Source organism: Streptomyces sp. NPDC057253 (assembly GCF_042669125.1).
Classification (GTDB): Bacteria; Actinomycetota; Actinomycetes; order Streptomycetales; family Streptomycetaceae; genus Streptomyces.
In genome coordinates this window covers 69846-85921 of record NZ_JBHUXV010000013.1, presented here as the reverse complement: position 1 = coordinate 85921, position 16076 = coordinate 69846, and the positions used below count along the sequence as shown (strand labels likewise).

Genomic DNA, 16076 nt, shown 5'->3' with positions numbered 1-16076 from the left:
CGTCACAGCGTCCCCGGCGTCACCATCCCCGACTCGTAGGCCACGATCACCAGCTGGGCCCGGTCCCGGGCCCCCAGCTTCCCCATGATCCGGCTGACGTGGGTCTTCGCGGTGAGCGGGCTGAGGCCCAACGCCTCCCCGATCTCCGTGTTGTTGAGGCCCCGCGCGACCAGGGCCAGCACCTCGCGCTCCCGCTCCGACAGGCACTCGGGCCCGCCCGTCACGGCCGGTGAGGGGCTGCGCAGGAACCGCTCGATCAGCCGAGCCGTCGGCCCCGGCGAGAGCAGCGCCTCACCGGCCGCCACCGTCCTGATGGCGTCGAGGAGTTCGGCCGGGCGGGTGTCCTTCACCAGGAACCCGGAGGCCCCCGCGCGCAGCGCCTCGACGATGTTCTCGTCGGTGTCGTAGGTGGTCAGGACCAGCACCCGCACCCCGGCGAGCGTCTCGTCGGCCGCGATGAGCCGGGTCGCCTCGATGCCGTCCAGGTCGGGCATGCGGATGTCCATCACCACCAGGTCGGGCCGCACCTCGCGGGCCGCCCCCACGGCCTCCCGCCCGCTGCCCGCCTCCCCGACGACCTCCATGTCCCGCGCCGACTCGACGAGCATGGCGAACGCGGCCCGCACCAGGGTCTGGTCGTCGGCGAGCAGCACGCGGATGGTCATACGGTTCCCTCCCCCATGGTGAGCGGCAGCGCCGCCGTCACCTCGAAGCCGCCGTCCCGGCGTGGTCCGGCGTCGAGTGTGCCACCCACGCTGCGGGCCCGCTCGCGCATGCCGACCAGTCCGAAACCGGGGGTGCCGCCGGGGGTGGGCCCGGTGCCGTCGTCGGTCACCGACACCCGCAGGGCGCCGGGTTCGTCGTACAGCCTGAGGCGTACGGCGGGTTCGGGTCCCGCGTGCCGGACCGCGTTGGTGAGGGCCTCCTGGACGATCCGGTAGGCGGCGGCGCCGACGGCGGGCGGCGGGTCGGTGCGGATGCGCAGGTCCTGTTCGACGCGGGCGCCCGCGAGCCGGGCGGCCGCGACGAGGTCGGGCAGGCCGTCGAGGCCGGGCAGTGGGCCGCGGGTGTCCTGGGGGTCGTGGTCGCGCAGCACCTCCAGGGTCGTCCGGAGTTCGCCGCGTGCGGTGCGGCAGGTCCCGGCGATGTCGTCGAGGGCCTTGGCGACCGTCTCCCGGTCCAGGCGCTCGGGGTCGGCGGCCAGGACGTGGGCGGCGACGGAGGTCTGCACGCCGATCAGGGTGATGCTGTGGGCGAGCAGGTCGTGCAGGTCGCGGGCGATGCGCAGGCGTTCCTCGGCGACCCGGCGGCGGGCCTCCTCCTCGCGGGTGCGCTCGGCGCGGACGGCGCGCTCGACGATGGAGGCGACGTACTGGCGGTAGTAGCGGACGTCGATGCCGCAGAAGAGGACGGCGATGATCCAGCCGGAGGTCCCCAGCAGTTCGAGGGCCTGGTGGGTGCTGATGGTGAGCATGACGCTCACGGCGAGGGCGACGACGGTGACGCCCGTCAGGACCGTGCGCAGCGGGCGGCCGGTGACGGCGACCGTGTAGAGGGCGACGTAGGCGACCGGGGTGGGCGGGAAGTGGTTGTAGTCGAGGGCGTGGTAGGGCGTGATCAGCGCCACCACCGCGGCCAGTACGAGCATCGGGCGGCGCCGCCGCCACACGATCGGCACATGGGCGGCCAGCAGCAGCGTCCACCCGAGGGCGTCCGGGTCGCGGGCCTCGTGGGTGAGGTGCGCGGCGCACACGGCCGCCACCGCCAGCGCGAGGGCGAGCAACGCGTCGTTGCGGGTGCCGTGCGGGGCGGTCCGCGGGTCGCGGTTGACGGCCGCCATGATCCGCTCGCCCAGCCTGGGTCTCGTGGTCTCCTGCACGGTGTCATCTTCCGGGACGTCGGGGCGGAGGGCGCCCTTCCGGGAGGGGAGGGCGCCCAGGAGTGACCTCGTCACACGGGTTCCGGCTGGCGCTCGGTCGGTACCGGCGGCTCGGGCGCCCGGGACAGCGCCCCCGGCCACCACACCTTGCGCCGCAGTGCGACGGCCGCGCTGGTGACCAGGTAGGGCCGCACGAGGAAGGTGTCGAGGAGCACGCCCACCGCGATCACGAAGCCCAGCTCGACGAGTTGGACCAGCGGCATGTTGGTGAGCACCGCGAAGGTGGCCGCGAGGACGAGTCCGGCGGAGGCGATGACCCCGCCGGTGGTGCGCAGCGCGGTGAGGGCGGCGGTTTCCGGTTCGGCGCCGGCCAGGGACTCCTCGCGCATGCGGTGCATCAGGAAGATGCCGTAGTCGACGCCGAGGGCGACCAGGAACACGAAGGACAGCAGCCCGAGCCCGGGATCGGTGCCCTCGAACCCGAACACCGGCCCGAAGACCAGCCCGCCGATGCCGAGGGCCGCGGCCCACACGGCGACCACGGCGGCCACCAGGAGCAGCGGCGCGACGAGGGACCGCAGCAGGGCGATCAGGATCAGCAGCACGGAGACGAGGACGATCGGCACGACGATCATCGTGTCCCGGCTGTTGGTGTCCTTGAGGTCGAGCTGCTCGGCGCTGGGCCCGCCGACGTAGGAGCCGTCGAGTGCGGTGCGCAGGGCCTTGATGGTCGCGGTCTCCCCGGCGGACTCGGGGGCGTCCTTGGCGGTCACGGAGATCTCGGTCCAGCCGTCTCCGGTACGTCCCCTGCCGGCGCTGTCGACGCCCTCGGTGCCGCGGATCTCGGTGAGGGCTGCGTCGGCGCGGTCGGCCGGGGTGATGACGGTGATGGGCTGGGTGCCCTGCTCCGGGTAGGCCGCGGCGAGCGTCCGCATGGCGGCGACGGCGTCGGGCCTGGTGGTGAACGAGTCCTCCTGCTTGAGGCTGCCGGGCAGGTTCAGCACGCCCAGCGCGAGCGTCCCGAGCAGCACGGCCCCGCCGGCCAGCACGGTGAGGGGCCGCCGTCCGGCCGAGCTGCCCATCGCGGCGAACAGGGAGCGGCGGGCCTTGGGGGTGCTGCCGTAGCGCGGGACGAGCGGCCAGAACACCCGGCGGCCGAGGATCACGAGGATCGCGGGCAGCAGCGTCATCATCGCGGCGAGCGCGACCAGCACCCCGACCGTGCCCAGCGGGCCCATTCCGCGGCTGCTGTTGAGGTCGGCGGCGAGCAGGCACAGCAGTCCCGCGGCCACGGTCCCGGAGGAGGCGAGCACGGCGGGCCCGCAGCCCTTCAGCGCGGCCGCCATGGCGTCGTACGGCCGCTCGGTGCGCCGTAGCTCCTCCCGGTACCGGGAGACGAGGAGCAGCGCGTAGTCGGTGCCGGCGCCGAACACGAGGATGGTCATGATGCCGGCGCTCTGGCCGGTGACGGAGGTCCCGAAGCCCTGGTTGAGCCCGTAGGCCACGCCTTGCGCGAGGAACTCCGACGTGCCCGCGACGCCGAGCGGCACCAGCCACAGCAGCGGGCTGCGGTAGATGAGGATCAGGAGCAGGGCGACGACCCCGGCGGTGGTGTAGAGCAGTGGTCCGCCGAGCGAGTCGTAGACCTCGCCGGCATCGGTGGAGAGGGCTGCTTCCCCGCCGACCTCGACGTCGAGCCCGTCCTCGCCCTTCGCGATGACCCGCACGTCGTTGACGAGGCGGTCGCGGGCCTTCTCGTCGGCGCCCGGCTCGGTGCTGGTGACGGGATACATCACGGTGGTCCCGTCCTTGGACGGAACGCCCCGCGGCTCGGCGGTGAGCGCGTGCGCGTCGGCGATCCGCGCGATCTGCCGGGCGGCGGTCGCCTTGTCGGCCGCCGTCAGTCCGCCGTCCCGGTGGTAGACGACGACCATCTCGGTGGCCTCGCCCCCGGGCAGCTGTTCCTGGATCCTCGCGACCTGTGTCGAGTCGGCGCTCGCCGGGAGATAGTCCACGGCCCGGTCCCGCTGCACGTCGCCGAGCTTGGACGCGAACGGCGCCATGACCACCAGGACGACGATCCACAGTCCCAGCACGAGCCAGGGCACAGCACGCCGTCGCCGTGCGCTCATCTTTGCGGCCCCCATCGACGGGCCTCCCTCCGGTCGGATGTCCGATGCGGTTCCAGACTTCCGCCGAAAGGGCGCGTGTTCGTCGGACGGCAGGGCGAGTTGACGGCTACTGCCGGGGGTGACCGGGGGCGCGGACTACTCCCCGGGGAGTATCGGGACGGTGTGGGGCCACGGTGAGCGGCTTGTCCCGGCGTCAGGGCTGAGCCGGCCGTGGCGAGGACGTCCCGCTCCCCCGCGGGTGCACCGGCAGCCGGCAGGAGGACCGATCCGCGGCCACCGGTACGGGCCTGTCAGGACGGCGTGCGGGCCGCTGCCAGGAGTCGGGTGACGTCGTCCGCGCAGATCGTCAGGGCCGTGCCGACCGTCGAGAGGGCGTCGCGTTCGGCCGGGGTGTAGGGGCCGTCCGCCAGGGCGATGCGGGCCGCCTGGAGGAGGATCGACTCGCGGCCCGCCGGGGCGAGGTGCGGGGCGAGGGGGTCCAGGGCCTCGTGGAGCTCTATGGCGAGGCCGGCTCCGCAGGGGCGGTCGTAGACCCGGCCGGTGTCCTCGGCGAGGGCCTCCACCAGGGTCTCCAGCTGGTCCTCGGTGCAGTCCTCGAAGCCGGCCGCGCGGACCGTGGTGGCCGCGACCTCCAGGGAGGTGCGGGAGCAGGTGCCGCCCGCCGCGAGGACCGCGAGGGCGACCGTGTGCACGGCGTCCCGCAGCATCGCCGAGAAGCGGGTGGTCGTGGGGTGGTCCAGCACGTCCGTGCCGAAGTGGCGCCCGCAGGCCGCGCATTCCACCACCGGCCCGGTGTCGCCGCGCGGCAGGACCGGGACGCCGAGCAGCGTGAAGCGGCGGCGGCCGGTCAGGCGCTCGTAGTTGCGGTCGCCTCCGCACCCGGGGCAGAAGAACTCGCCGTCGCCGACGGTCGTCCACGCGGTACGGGTGCCCAGGAGGCGCGCAGGCCTGGCAGCACGGCCGTTTCGTCCCCGTCCAGGCAGCACGTCACACCTCCGCAACCTCGCGGCAACATCGCCGCGCTTGCGTGATGTTAGCCACAGGAGGGAGGTGGAGTCAGCACCCCGGACGAGACCTGCTCGTGACCTCCACGCCCCGATGGCCGATAAACGACGGGGCCTTGATCGCCGTATACAGCGATCAAGGCCCCAAAACCCCCGGTCAGAGGGATTATCGAGCGGCTCGGTTGACGGCCGAGACGACCGCCTTCAGGGACGCACGCGTCGTGTTCGCGTCGATGCCGATTCCCCACAGAACCTTGCCGTCGATCGCGCATTCGATGTAGGAGGCGGCCTGCGCGGAGGCGCCCTCGCTCATCGTGTGCTCCTGGTAGTCCAGCAGCCTGGCGTCGATGTCGATCTTCGCCAGCGCGTCGAAGAACGCGGAGATCGGGCCGTTGCCGGAGCCGGTCAGGACGGTGTCGACGCCGTCGACCGTGGCCTCCACCTTCAGCGTGTCCACGCCGTCGGTGTCCGTGGTCGACTGGCCGTTCTTGACCTGGACACGGCCCCAGGGGTTCTCGGGGTTCGGCAGGTACTCGTCCTGGAAGACCGCCCAGATGTCCGAGCCGGTGACCTCGCCGCCCTCGGCGTCCGTCTTGGCCTGGATCAGCCTGGAGAACTCGATCTGCATCCGGCGCGGCAGGTCCAGCTTGTGGTCGTTCTTCAGGACGTAGGCGATACCGCCCTTGCCGGACTGCGAGTTGACCCGGATCACGGCCTCGTAGGAGCGGCCGACGTCCTTCGGGTCGATGGGCAGGTACGGCACCGCCCACTCGATGTCGTCGACGGTGACCCCGCGAGCCGCCGCGTCGGCCTCCATCGCGTCGAAGCCCTTCTTGATGGCGTCCTGGTGGGAGCCGGAGAAGGACGTGTAGACCAGGTCGCCCACGTACGGGTGGCGCGGGTGGACCTCCATCTGGTTGCAGTACTCCCACGTACGACGGATCTCGTCGATGTCGGAGAAGTCGATCTGCGGGTCGACGCCCTGCGAGAACAGGTTCATGCCCAGGGTGACCAGGTCGACGTTGCCGGTGCGCTCGCCCTGTCCGAACAGACAGCCCTCGACGCGGTCGGCGCCGGCCATCAGCGCCAGCTCGGCGGCGGCGACGGCGGTACCGCGGTCGTTGTGCGGGTGGATCGAGATGCACACGTGCTCGCGGCGGGACAGGTTGCGGTGCATCCACTCGAAGCGGTCCGCGTGCGTGGAGGGGGTCGAACGCTCCACCGTGGCGGGCAGGTTGAGGATGATCTCGCGGCCCGGACCCGGCTGGTAGACGTCCATCACCGCCTCGCAGACCTCCAGCGCGAAGTCCAGCTCGGTGTCGGTGAAGATCTCGGGGCTGTACTGGTAGCCGAACTCGGTCTCCGGGCCCAGCAGCTTCTCCGCGTACTCCATGACCAGGCGGGTGCCGTCGACGGCGATCTGCTTGATGTCGTCCTTGGAGCCCCGGAAGACGACCCGGCGGAAGACCGGCGCGGTGGCGTTGTACAGGTGGACGGTGGCCCGCTTGGCGCCCTTCAGGGACTCCACGGTCCGCTCGATCAGGTCCTCGCGGGCCTGGGTCAGCACGGAGATCGTCACGTCGTCCGGGATCGCGCCCGGCTCCTCGACGATCGACCGTACGAAGTCGAAGTCCGTCTGGCCCGACGCCGGGAATCCGACCTCGATCTCCTTGTAGCCCATCTTGACCAGCTGGTCGAACATCCGGCGCTTGCGCTCGGGCGACATCGGGTCGATCAGGGCCTGGTTGCCGTCGCGCAGGTCCGTGGAGAGCCAGCGGGGGGCGACGGTGATCCGGTTGTCCGGCCAGGTGCGGTCCGGGATGTCGACCTGCTCGTACTGGCCGTACTTGTGGATCGGCATGGAACTGGGCTGCTGGCGGTTCGCCATGATTGCGGGGCTCCTAGGGATGTCCGGAAAGGACGGCCGACACGCAACACGAAGCTCCGCGGGGAGGGAGTCGACCTGGACTACAGGCCCTCGCCGCGGCAGCTAAGAAGAAGCAGCCCGAAACGCATGATGCGAAGCATGCTAGCCGAGCCGGTTCCGCTGCGGGGCGCCGTATCAGTATGCGGGACCAGGGAGATAAACGGGACAAAAAGTGCGCCATACCACTTCGTCACGGAGCGTGCACGTCCCTGTCCGCATATTTCACCAATCATGGTTGCGACTAGTGACACGGTCATGACCCAGTGCAAGGGTGCCGGACATGACGACAAACGGGGGCTTCGAGCCCGTCTTCTGCACCGTCGTTCCGCCGCACGTCCTGGACAAACTCGCCCGGAACGACGACCCCGCACTCTCCGGTCCCGCGCAGCAGACGTTGATGCGCGACAGCGAACTGCGCGGCCGCCGCCGCGTGACGACCGAGTTCGGCCTCGCGGCCGCGCCGACGGCAAAGGCCCCGTCGGACCAGCCGCTGCGGACGATCTACGACGCCGGGCACCGGGGCGACCTGCCCGGCACGAAGGTCCGCGCCGAGGGCTCCGACCCCGGTCAGGACGCCACCGTCAACCGCGCCTACGCCGGTCTCGGCGCCACCTTCGACCTCTACCTGAAGGGCTACGCCCGCCACTCCATCGACGGCGACGGCCTCCCGCTCGACGCCACCGTCCACTTCGACGAGAACTACAACAACGCCTTCTGGAACGGCGAGCAGATGGTGTTCGGCGACGGCGACGGCGAGATCTTCCTCGACTTCACCATCCCGATCGACGTCATCGGCCACGAACTCACCCACGGCGTCACACAGTACACGGCCAACCTCACGTACTACGGCCAGCCGGGCGCCCTCAACGAGTCGATGTCCGACGTCTTCGGCTCGCTCATCAAGCAGTACACGCTCGGCCAGACCGCCGCCGAGGCCGACTGGCTGATCGGCGCCGGGCTCCTCGCGCCCAGCGTCTCCGGCAAGGCCCTGCGGTCCATGAAGGAGCCGGGCAGCGCATACGACGACGACGTGCTCGGCAAGGACCCGCAGCCCGCGACCATGGACGACTACGTCCGCACCGGCCGCGACAACGGCGGCGTGCACATCAACTCCGGCATCCCCAACCACGCGTTCTACCTGGTCGCGAACGCCCTCGGCGGCCACGCCTGGGAGCGCGCGGGCCAGATCTGGTACGACGTGCTGACCGGCGGGGAGCTCTCGGACCGGGCCCTGTTCACCGACTTCGCGAAGCTCACGCTCGCGGCGGCGAAGGCCCGCTACAACGAGGGCGACGAACTCCAGGCCGTCTCGAAAGCCTGGGAACAGGTCGGGGTGCGGATCCTGTGAGTCCGTACTAGACAGGGACCCATGCGTATTCAGGTACGGCGCACGGGCGGGTTCGCGGGCATCGAGCGGCACAAGGAGGTCGACACCTCCGGGCGGCCCGATGCCCACGCATGGCAGGCCCTGGCCGAGAAGGCGCTCGCCGCCGGCCGGGGCACCCGCCCGATCGGCGTCCCGGACGGCTTCAGCTACGAGATCACCGTGGACGGGAAGACGGTGTACGCGGCCGATCCCCGACTGACGGAAGAACAGCGGGAACTGATCTCGAAGGTGCTCAAGGAAGGCGCGTAGGTACTCAAAGAGGGCGCGTAACTCCTTGTTCACACCTGCCCGTTGACTTACCTACCCGCCGGTACCGATGATCCGGCGCATGGCGACTGAAGAGCATGCGATGCCCCGGTTCCCCGACGGCTTCCTGTGGGGGGTCTCGACCTCGGCCCATCAGATCGAGGGCGCGGCGGACGAGCGCGAGCGGTCCGTGTGGGACGCGTTCACGGCCGAGCCGGGCCGGGTGAAGGACGGCTCGACGGCGGAGGTGGCCTGCGACCACTACCACCGCTACCGCGAGGACGTCTCCCTCCTGGCGGGCCTGGGCGTGGACGCGTACCGCTTCTCGGTCTCCTGGCCGCGGGTGCGCGCGGACAAGGGCCTCGACTTCTACGACCGTCTCGTGGACGAACTCCTCACGGCGGGCGTACGTCCGGTCCCGACGCTGTTCCACTGGGACCTGCCGGTGGCCCTGGAGGAGAAGGGCGGCTGGCTGGAGCGGGACACCGCCTCCCGGTTCGCCGAGTACGTGTCCGTGGTCGCCGACCGTCTCGGCGACCGCGTCAAGAAGTGGATCACCCTCAACGAGCCCGCCGAGCACACCCTGTTCGGCCACGCGCTCGGCGCCCACGCCCCCGGCAAGCAGCTGATGTTCGACGCGCTGCCCGCCGCCCACCACCAGCTCCTGGGCCACGGCCTGGCCGTACAGGCGCTGCGCGCGTCCGGCGCGACGGACATCGGGATCGCCAACTCGCACGGCCCGACCTGGCCGGCGTCCCAGGACCAACCGGACGTCGAGGCGGCCGACTTCTACGACCTGCTGCTGAACCGCCTGTTCGCGGAGCCGATCCTGCTGGGCGAATACCCCTCCGGGCTGGGCGACCTGATGCCGGGCGACGTGGCCGCCGACCTCAAGGTCATCTCCGAGCCGCTCGACTTCTACGGCGTCAACTACTACGCGCCGACCCGCGTGGGCGCCCCGCAGGGCGAGGACATCGAGTTCGGCGGTCTGACCATCCCGGCCGAACTCCCCTTCTCCGTCCAGGAGATCGAGGGCGTCCCGGTGACGGACTTCGGCTGGCCGGTGGTCCCCGAGGGCCTGACGGAACTGCTCACGGCCTTCCACGAGCGCTACGGCGACCGGCTCCCGCCCGTCGTCATCACCGAGAACGGCTGCTCCTACGAGGGCGTCGACGACCAGGACCGGATCGCCTACCTGGACGGTCACGTCCGCGCCCTGCACAAGGCGGTCGAGGCGGGTGTGGACGTGCGCGGGTACTTCGTGTGGTCGCTGATGGACAACTTCGAGTGGGCGGAAGGGTACGCACGCAGGTTCGGGCTGGTGCACGTGGACTTCGAGACCCTCGCGAGGACCCCGAAGGCATCGTACGGCTGGTACCGGGACCTGCTCCGGGCCCAGAGGTGAGCACGGCTCTCACGGAACCGGTCGAGCGGGTCGGCAAGGGCTGGACGGCGTCCCTGTCCCTCGCCAACGTGGCGATCTGGGTGGGCTGGTACGGCCCCCTCCAGATCCTGCTGGCCCGCCAGGCGGAGGACTTCGCGCCCGGCACCGGCATGTCGAAGGAGACCCTGCTGGCGTGGGTGACGGGCGTGGGCGCGGTGGTGTCGCTGGTGGCGAACCCGTTCTTCGGCGCCCTGTCGGACCGCACCACGGCCCGCTGGGGCCGCCGCAGCCCCTGGATCGTGGCCGGGGCGGCGGGCGGCGCCCTGTCGCTGCTGGTGCTCGCCGGGGCGAACGGGCTGTGGCTCATGACCCTCGGCTGGTGCCTGGTCCAGCTGACCCTGAACGCGGCCTTCGCGGCGGTCACGGCGGCGGTGCCGGACCGGGTGCCGCGGCTCCAGCGGGGCGTGGTGGGCGGCTGGATCGGGGCGGCCCAGATCCTGGGCGCGGTCGTCGGCACCGGCCTCGCGACGGCGGCGGGCGGCATCGCGGCAGGCTATGCGGCGTGCGCGGTGTTCGCGGTGGCGGGGGTGCTGCCGTACGTACTGCGCCACCGTGACCTGAGACTGGCGGCCGCTGACCAACCACCGTGGTCCTGGCCGTCGTTCGTGCGCGGCTTCTGGCTGAGCCCGCGCGACCACCCCGACTTCGCCTGGGCCTGGCTGACCCGCTTCCTGATCAACCTCAGCAACGCGCTGGTGATCCTCTACCTCCTCTACTACCTGCGGGACCGCCTCCACCACGACGACCCCGAACAGGGCGTGCTGATCCTGACGGCGGTGGACAGCGTGGCCCTGCTCGCCACGGTCGTGGTCGGCGGCATCTGGTCCGACCGCGTGGGCCGCCGCAAGCCCTTCGTCCGCTGGTCCGGCATCCTGATGGCGGTGGCGACGGCCCTGCTCGCCGTATGGCAGACCTGGCCGAGCGCGATCATCGTGGCGGCCCTGCTGGGGGTGGGGCTGGGGGTCTTCATGTCGGTCGACTTCGCCCTGATGACGGATGTCCTCCCCAAGGCCCTGGACCGAGGAAAGGACCTGGGCGTCATCAACGTGGCAAACGCCTTACCCCAGGTGGCGGCCCCAGCACTGGCAGCACCGATCGTGACGCACCTGGGGGGATACCGGGTCCTGTATTGGGTGGCGGCGGTGGTGGGTTTGGCGGGAGCGGTGCTGGTCGACCGCATAAAGAACGTCGACTAGAGGCTTTTAGGGGCGCGGGGAACTGCGCGACAAGCCCCCACCGGCCGGCAGACGACAATCGGCCCGTCTTTCAGAGCGCCCCCGCCTCCCGAGCCGCATAAACAGACGGATACACCGGCCGATACCCCAGCTCCCGCCGAATCCGCTCCGTCGACATGATCGCCAGCCACGGATCCGGATCAGTCCGCTCGTACAACTCGGCCGGAACCTCCACCCCGTTGAGCTGATGGAACTCCACCGCCGTCACCGGCGCGTCGTCGGCGATGTTGTAGATCCGCCCCGAGATCCCCGGCGCGTGCAGAATCCGCAACAACCCCTGCGCCACATCCACGTGGTGTCCCACCTGGAGCCGCTGCGCCGACGCCCAGTCCTTCGCCCACATCAGCGACTGCGCGAGATGCGGGTCCCCCTCGCCGTACACGAAGGGCAGCCGAGCCACCCGCACATCGAGCCCATCCAAGGCGAACAGCTCCCGCTCGGCCTCCGCCTTGGACGCGGGATAGGCGCCCCACATGTGGCCGCCGGGCCGGCTCTCGTCGTCCTCGGTGAGCGGCCGCCCCCGCCCGGTGCCGTACACCAGACCGGTGCTGACCTGCACGAACCGCTGAACGCCGGAGGCCACCGCGGCCCGCCCCAGCTCCACCGCCGCGTCCCGGTTGACGGCCCACGCCTCCTCGTCCGGCACGCCCCGGAACGCGGCGGCCACGTTCACGACCGCGTCCACGCCGGCGACGGCCTTGCCGAGCGCTTCCGCGTCCCGCAGATCTCCTACGACGACCTCGGCGCCGAGTTCCGCGAAGGGCTCCCCGCGTGAGGCGTCCCGCACGAGAACCCGTACCCGCTCCCCCGGCCGGGACTGCGCGAGCAGCCTCGGTACGAAGCGCCGGCCGACCTGTCCCGTCGTCCCTGTCACCAATGTCAGCATGTTCTGCTCCTCTCGTCCGGACCAGCGTGGAACGGCCGCGCCGGCACCGGGAGAGACCTCTCGATCGGGGGACCGGCGGTCCCTGGATAAGACGGGCGGGGTGCCGCACGCTGGAGGGGTGAACCGAGCCGAACTCGCCGACTTCCTGCGCCGCGGCCGTGCCCGGCTGAACCCGTCCGACGTGGGCCTCGCGCCGGGTCCGCGGCGTCGTACGCCCGGACTGCGCAGGGAGGAGGTGGCGCAGCTGGCGGGGATGTCGGTGGACTACTACACCCGGCTGGAGCAGTCCCGGGGACCCCGGCCGTCCCGGCAGATGCTGACGGCGCTGGCGCGGGCGCTGCGGCTGACCGCGGTGGAGCAGGACCATCTGTTCCACCTGGTCGGCGAGGAGCCGCCGCGTCGGGAGACGGCGTCGGCGCATGTCCGGCCGGGGCTGCTGCTGATCCTGGACCGGCTGCACGACACCCCGGCGCAGGTGGTCAACGACTGCGGGGAGGTGCTGGCGCAGAACGCGATGGCGAAGGCGCTGGTGGGGGACGTGATGTCACGCCCGCGCCGGGAGCGCAACCTGGTCCGGCGGTTCTTCCTGGACCCGGGCGCGCGGACGCTGTTCCCCGAGGAGGACCTGGCGGACCACGCCCGCACCCAGGTCGCCACCCTCCGCGCGGTGGCCGCGGCCCGCCCCGACGACCCCGAACCGGCCGCGCTGGTGGCCGAACTCCGTGCCCTGAGCGCCGAGTTCGCCCAGCTGTGGGACGAGCACGAGGTGTCCCAGCGCGACAAGGCCACGAAGCGTTTCGTGCACCCCGTGGTGGGCCTGCTGGAACTCGACTGCGAGGTCATGGTCAGCCACGAACACCACCACCTCCTGGTCGTCCACACGGCCCGCCCGGGAACAGAGGCGTACGAACGCCTTGAACTGCTGCGGGTGGTGGGTCTGCAGGACCTCACCCCCCAGCAGGCAACCCCCTAGAACCCCAGCTTCCGCAACTGCCGAGGATCCCGCTGCCAGTCCTTCGCCACCTTCACGTGCAGGTCCAGGCTGCATCGATATGCGGCTACCGCCGCGCGGCCGGCGTGCAGTGCCCCGACCTGCTTGCGACACCCGACACCGACGTCATCAACGCGCCCGCACAGACGGCTGCCGCCGCAGTCCCACCCAGCTCAGAACCCCAGCTTCCGCAACTGCCGAGGATCCCGCTGCCAGTCCTTCGCCACCTTCACGTGCAGGTCCAGGAAGACCGGCGTGCCCAAGAGCGCCTCGATCTGCTTGCGGCTCTTGATGCCGACCTCCTTCAGGCGCTTGCCCTTGGGGCCGATGATGATGCCCTTCTGGCTGGGGCGCTCGATGTAGACGAAGGCGTGGATGTCGAGGAGGGGCTTGTCGGCGGGGCGGTCCTCGCGCGGGAGCATCTCCTCCACGACCACCGCGATGGAGTGCGGGAGCTCGTCGCGGACGCCCTCAAGGGCCGCCTCCCGGATCAGCTCGGCGATCATGACCTGCTCGGGCTCGTCCGTGAGGTCGCCCTCGGGGTAGAGCGCCGGGCCCTCCGGCAGCAGCGGGACGATCAGGTCGGCCAGCAGACCCACCTGCTGGTCGCCGACCGCCGAGACCGGCACGATCTCCGCCCACTCGAAGCCCAGCTCCTTGCCCAGCTGGTCGATCGCGATGAGCTGCTCGGCGAGGGTCTTGGAGTCGACGAGGTCGGTCTTCGTGACGATCGCGATCTTCGGCGTCTTCTTGATCGACGCCAGCTCCTTCGCGATGAAGCGGTCACCGGGACCGAGCTTCTCGTTCGCCGGCAGACAGAAGCCGATCACGTCGACCTCGGCCCAGGTCGTCCGTACGACGTCGTTCAGCCGCTCGCCCAGCAGCGTGCGCGGCTTGTGGAGCCCAGGCGTGTCGACCAGGATCAGCTGGGCGTCCTCCCGGTGCACGATCCCCCGGACCGTGTGCCGCGTGGTCTGCGGCTGGTTGGCGGTGATCGCCACCTTCTGGCCGACCAGAGCGTTCGTGAGGGTGGACTTGCCCGCGTTGGGGCGGCCCACGAAGCAGGCGAAGCCGGCGCGGTGGGGTGCCTGCGACGCGGGCGACGGCTCGGATGACTGACTACGAACGCTCATACGGCCCATTCTCCCTGATCCACAGACCCCCGCCGTACGGTGAGGTTCCGGTAACCCGTACGCAATGAAACGCCTCGGAAACATATACGTACGCCGGCAGAAATACACAGCGGTGACCCTCTGACGAGCCCCCACCTCGTTGGAGACCCCATGCCCTTCGCCGCCGCACAAGCAGCAGCGCGCATCGACACCGGCGACACCGCCTGGCTGCTCGCCGCCACCGCCCTCGTCCTGCTGATGACCCCGGGCCTGGCCCTGTTCTACGGCGGCATGGTCCGCACGAAGAGCGTCCTCAACATGCTGATGATGAGCTTCGTGTCGATCGCCCTGGTCACGGTGGTGTGGCTGGCCGCCGGCTACTCCCTCGCGTTCTCCGAGGACACCTTCGCAGGACTGCTCGGCGGCCTCGACCACGCCGGCTTCAGGGGCCTCGGGCCGGACAGCGTCCACGGCACCGTCCCCACCCTCCTCTTCGCGACCTTCCAGCTCACCTTCGCGATCATCACGGCGGCCCTGATCAGCGGCGCGATCGCGGACCGCGCGAAGTTCGGGGCGTGGCTGGTGTTCGTCCCGGTCTGGGCGCTGCTCGTATACGTTCCGGTCGCCCACTGGGTGTGGGGGCCGGGCGGCTGGATCCTGGAGGGGCTCGGCGCGCTCGACTTCGCGGGCGGCCTGCCCGTCGAGATCACCTCCGGCGCCTCCGGTCTCGCCCTCGCGCTGGTCCTCGGCCCGCGGCTCGGCTTCAAGAAGGACGCCATGCGCCCGCACAACCTCCCCATGGTCGTCCTGGGCGCGGGCCTGCTCTGGTTCGGCTGGTTCGGCTTCAACGCGGGCTCGGCGCTGGGCGCCAACGGACTGGCCGCGGCCGCCTTCCTCAACACCCTCGCCGCCGGCTGCACCGGCCTGCTCGGCTGGCTCTTCGTCGAGCAGCGGCGCGACGGCCACCCCACCACCCTGGGCGCGGCCTCCGGCGCGGTCGCGGGCCTGGTCGCGATCACCCCGTCCTGCGGCTCGGTCTCCCTGCTCGGCGCGCTCGTCGTCGGCCTCGCCGCGGGTGTCGTCTGCTCGTACGCGGTGGGCTGGAAGTTCAGGCTGAACTACGACGACTCCCTCGACGTCGTCGGAGTGCACCTGGTCGGCGGCGTGATCGGCACCCTGCTGATCGGCGTCTTCGCGGAGAAGGCGATGACCGGCGGCGCCGAGGGCCTGCTCTACGGCGGCGGGCTCGCCCAGCTCGGCAAGCAGCTGGTGGCCGTGGTCGCCGTGGGGGCGTACGCCTTCGCCGTGACGTACGGCCTCGGCAAGCTGATCGACAGGACCATGGGCTTCAGGGCCGACGAGGAGCACGAGCACACCGGCCTGGACCTTACGGTGCACGCCGAGACCGCATACGATCACGGCGTCCTGGGCCACGGTGCCCCGGTCAGCGCGTCCACCGTCCCCTCCGCCCAGAAGGCCAAGGCCCAGTGAAGCTCATCACCGCGATCGTCAAGCCGTACCGCCTCGACGAGGTCAAGACCGCCCTCCAGGAGATCGGCGTCCACGGCCTGACCGTGACCGAGGCCAGCGGCTACGGCCGGCAGCGCGGCCACACCGAGGTGTACCGCGGCGCCGAGTACCAGGTCGACCTGGTCCCCAAGGTCCGTATCGAGGTGGTCGTGGACGACGCCGACGCGGACGCGGTCATCGACGCGGTCGTCAAGGCGGCCCGGACGGGCAAGATCGGCGACGGCAAGGTGTGGGCGCTGCCGGTGGAGACGGTGGTGCGGGTGCGGACGGGCGAGCGGGGCCCGGACGCCCTCTGAGCCAAGG

Annotated in this window: 14 protein-coding genes; 7 read left to right on the top strand and 7 right to left on the bottom strand. The window is 71.1% G+C overall.

All coding sequences use genetic code 11. The annotated features are described in order from the left end of the window. Positions 1 to 2: 2 nt before the first annotated feature. The 5 genes from ACFULQ_RS10065 to leuA form a co-directional block, all read right to left on the bottom strand. Complete coding sequence (locus ACFULQ_RS10065) at positions 3 to 665, bottom strand: response regulator (RefSeq protein ID WP_383540742.1); 663 nt, start codon at positions 663 to 665, stop codon at positions 3 to 5. Further along, entirely contained in the window at positions 662 to 1954 is a 1293-nt protein-coding gene (locus ACFULQ_RS10060) for a sensor histidine kinase (protein ID WP_383540740.1), read from the bottom strand. The genes ACFULQ_RS10065 and ACFULQ_RS10060 overlap by 4 nt, the downstream gene beginning before the upstream one ends. Then, positions 1951 to 4026, bottom strand: coding sequence for an MMPL family transporter (locus tag ACFULQ_RS10055; RefSeq protein WP_383540737.1), 2076 nt, complete (start codon positions 4024 to 4026; stop codon positions 1951 to 1953). Before ACFULQ_RS10055 ends, ACFULQ_RS10060 begins: the two co-directional genes overlap by 4 nt. 275 nt (positions 4027 to 4301) lie before the next feature. Beyond that, complete coding sequence (locus ACFULQ_RS10050) at positions 4302 to 4997, bottom strand: TerB family tellurite resistance protein (protein ID WP_383540734.1); 696 nt, start codon at positions 4995 to 4997, stop codon at positions 4302 to 4304. Positions 4998 to 5181: 184 nt separating this feature from the next. Continuing rightward, positions 5182 to 6903: a 2-isopropylmalate synthase gene (gene leuA / locus ACFULQ_RS10045; RefSeq protein ID WP_383540730.1), complete on the bottom strand. Its 1722-nt coding sequence runs from the start codon at positions 6901 to 6903 to the stop codon at positions 5182 to 5184. Between the two features lie 319 nt (positions 6904 to 7222). Here leuA and ACFULQ_RS10040 point away from each other — a divergent pair, with 319 nt between their 5' ends. The 4 genes from ACFULQ_RS10040 to ACFULQ_RS10025 all read left to right on the top strand — a co-directional run bounded on the left by ACFULQ_RS10040 (position 7223) and on the right by ACFULQ_RS10025 (position 11215). Then, complete coding sequence (locus tag ACFULQ_RS10040) at positions 7223 to 8290, top strand: M4 family metallopeptidase (RefSeq protein WP_383540727.1); 1068 nt, start codon at positions 7223 to 7225, stop codon at positions 8288 to 8290. A gap of 21 nt (positions 8291 to 8311) precedes the next feature. Beyond that, positions 8312 to 8578, top strand: a complete 267-nt coding sequence (locus ACFULQ_RS10035; protein WP_383540724.1) for a protealysin inhibitor emfourin — start codon at positions 8312 to 8314, stop codon at positions 8576 to 8578. Positions 8579 to 8645: 67 nt separating this feature from the next. Then, positions 8646 to 9980, top strand: coding sequence for a GH1 family beta-glucosidase (locus ACFULQ_RS10030; protein WP_383540721.1), 1335 nt, complete (start codon positions 8646 to 8648; stop codon positions 9978 to 9980). Next, entirely contained in the window at positions 9977 to 11215 is a 1239-nt protein-coding gene (locus tag ACFULQ_RS10025; RefSeq protein WP_383540718.1) for an MFS transporter, read from the top strand. Before ACFULQ_RS10030 ends, ACFULQ_RS10025 begins: the two co-directional genes overlap by 4 nt. A 70-nt stretch (positions 11216 to 11285) precedes the next feature. Here the strand turns inward: ACFULQ_RS10025 and ACFULQ_RS10020 are convergent, their stop codons facing one another. Then, on the bottom strand, positions 11286 to 12140 hold the full coding sequence (locus ACFULQ_RS10020; protein WP_383540716.1) for an NAD-dependent epimerase/dehydratase family protein: 855 nt from the start codon (positions 12138 to 12140) through the stop codon (positions 11286 to 11288). Between the two features lie 118 nt (positions 12141 to 12258). Between ACFULQ_RS10020 and ACFULQ_RS10015 the strand changes: the two genes are divergently transcribed. After that, positions 12259 to 13113, top strand: a complete 855-nt coding sequence (locus ACFULQ_RS10015; RefSeq protein ID WP_383540713.1) for a helix-turn-helix transcriptional regulator — start codon at positions 12259 to 12261, stop codon at positions 13111 to 13113. Positions 13114 to 13304: 191 nt separating this feature from the next. Here ACFULQ_RS10015 and era read toward each other — a convergent pair whose 3' ends face one another. Beyond that, positions 13305 to 14264, bottom strand: a complete 960-nt coding sequence (era, locus tag ACFULQ_RS10010) for a GTPase Era (RefSeq protein WP_383540711.1) — start codon at positions 14262 to 14264, stop codon at positions 13305 to 13307. A gap of 150 nt (positions 14265 to 14414) precedes the next feature. Here era and ACFULQ_RS10005 point away from each other — a divergent pair, with 150 nt between their 5' ends. Both ACFULQ_RS10005 and ACFULQ_RS10000 read left to right on the top strand, forming a co-directional pair. After that, positions 14415 to 15734, top strand: coding sequence for an ammonium transporter (locus ACFULQ_RS10005; RefSeq protein WP_383540708.1), 1320 nt, complete (start codon positions 14415 to 14417; stop codon positions 15732 to 15734). Then, on the top strand, positions 15731 to 16069 hold the full coding sequence (locus ACFULQ_RS10000; protein WP_030314780.1) for a P-II family nitrogen regulator: 339 nt from the start codon (positions 15731 to 15733) through the stop codon (positions 16067 to 16069). Before ACFULQ_RS10005 ends, ACFULQ_RS10000 begins: the two co-directional genes overlap by 4 nt. Positions 16070 to 16076: the final 7 nt, after the last annotated feature.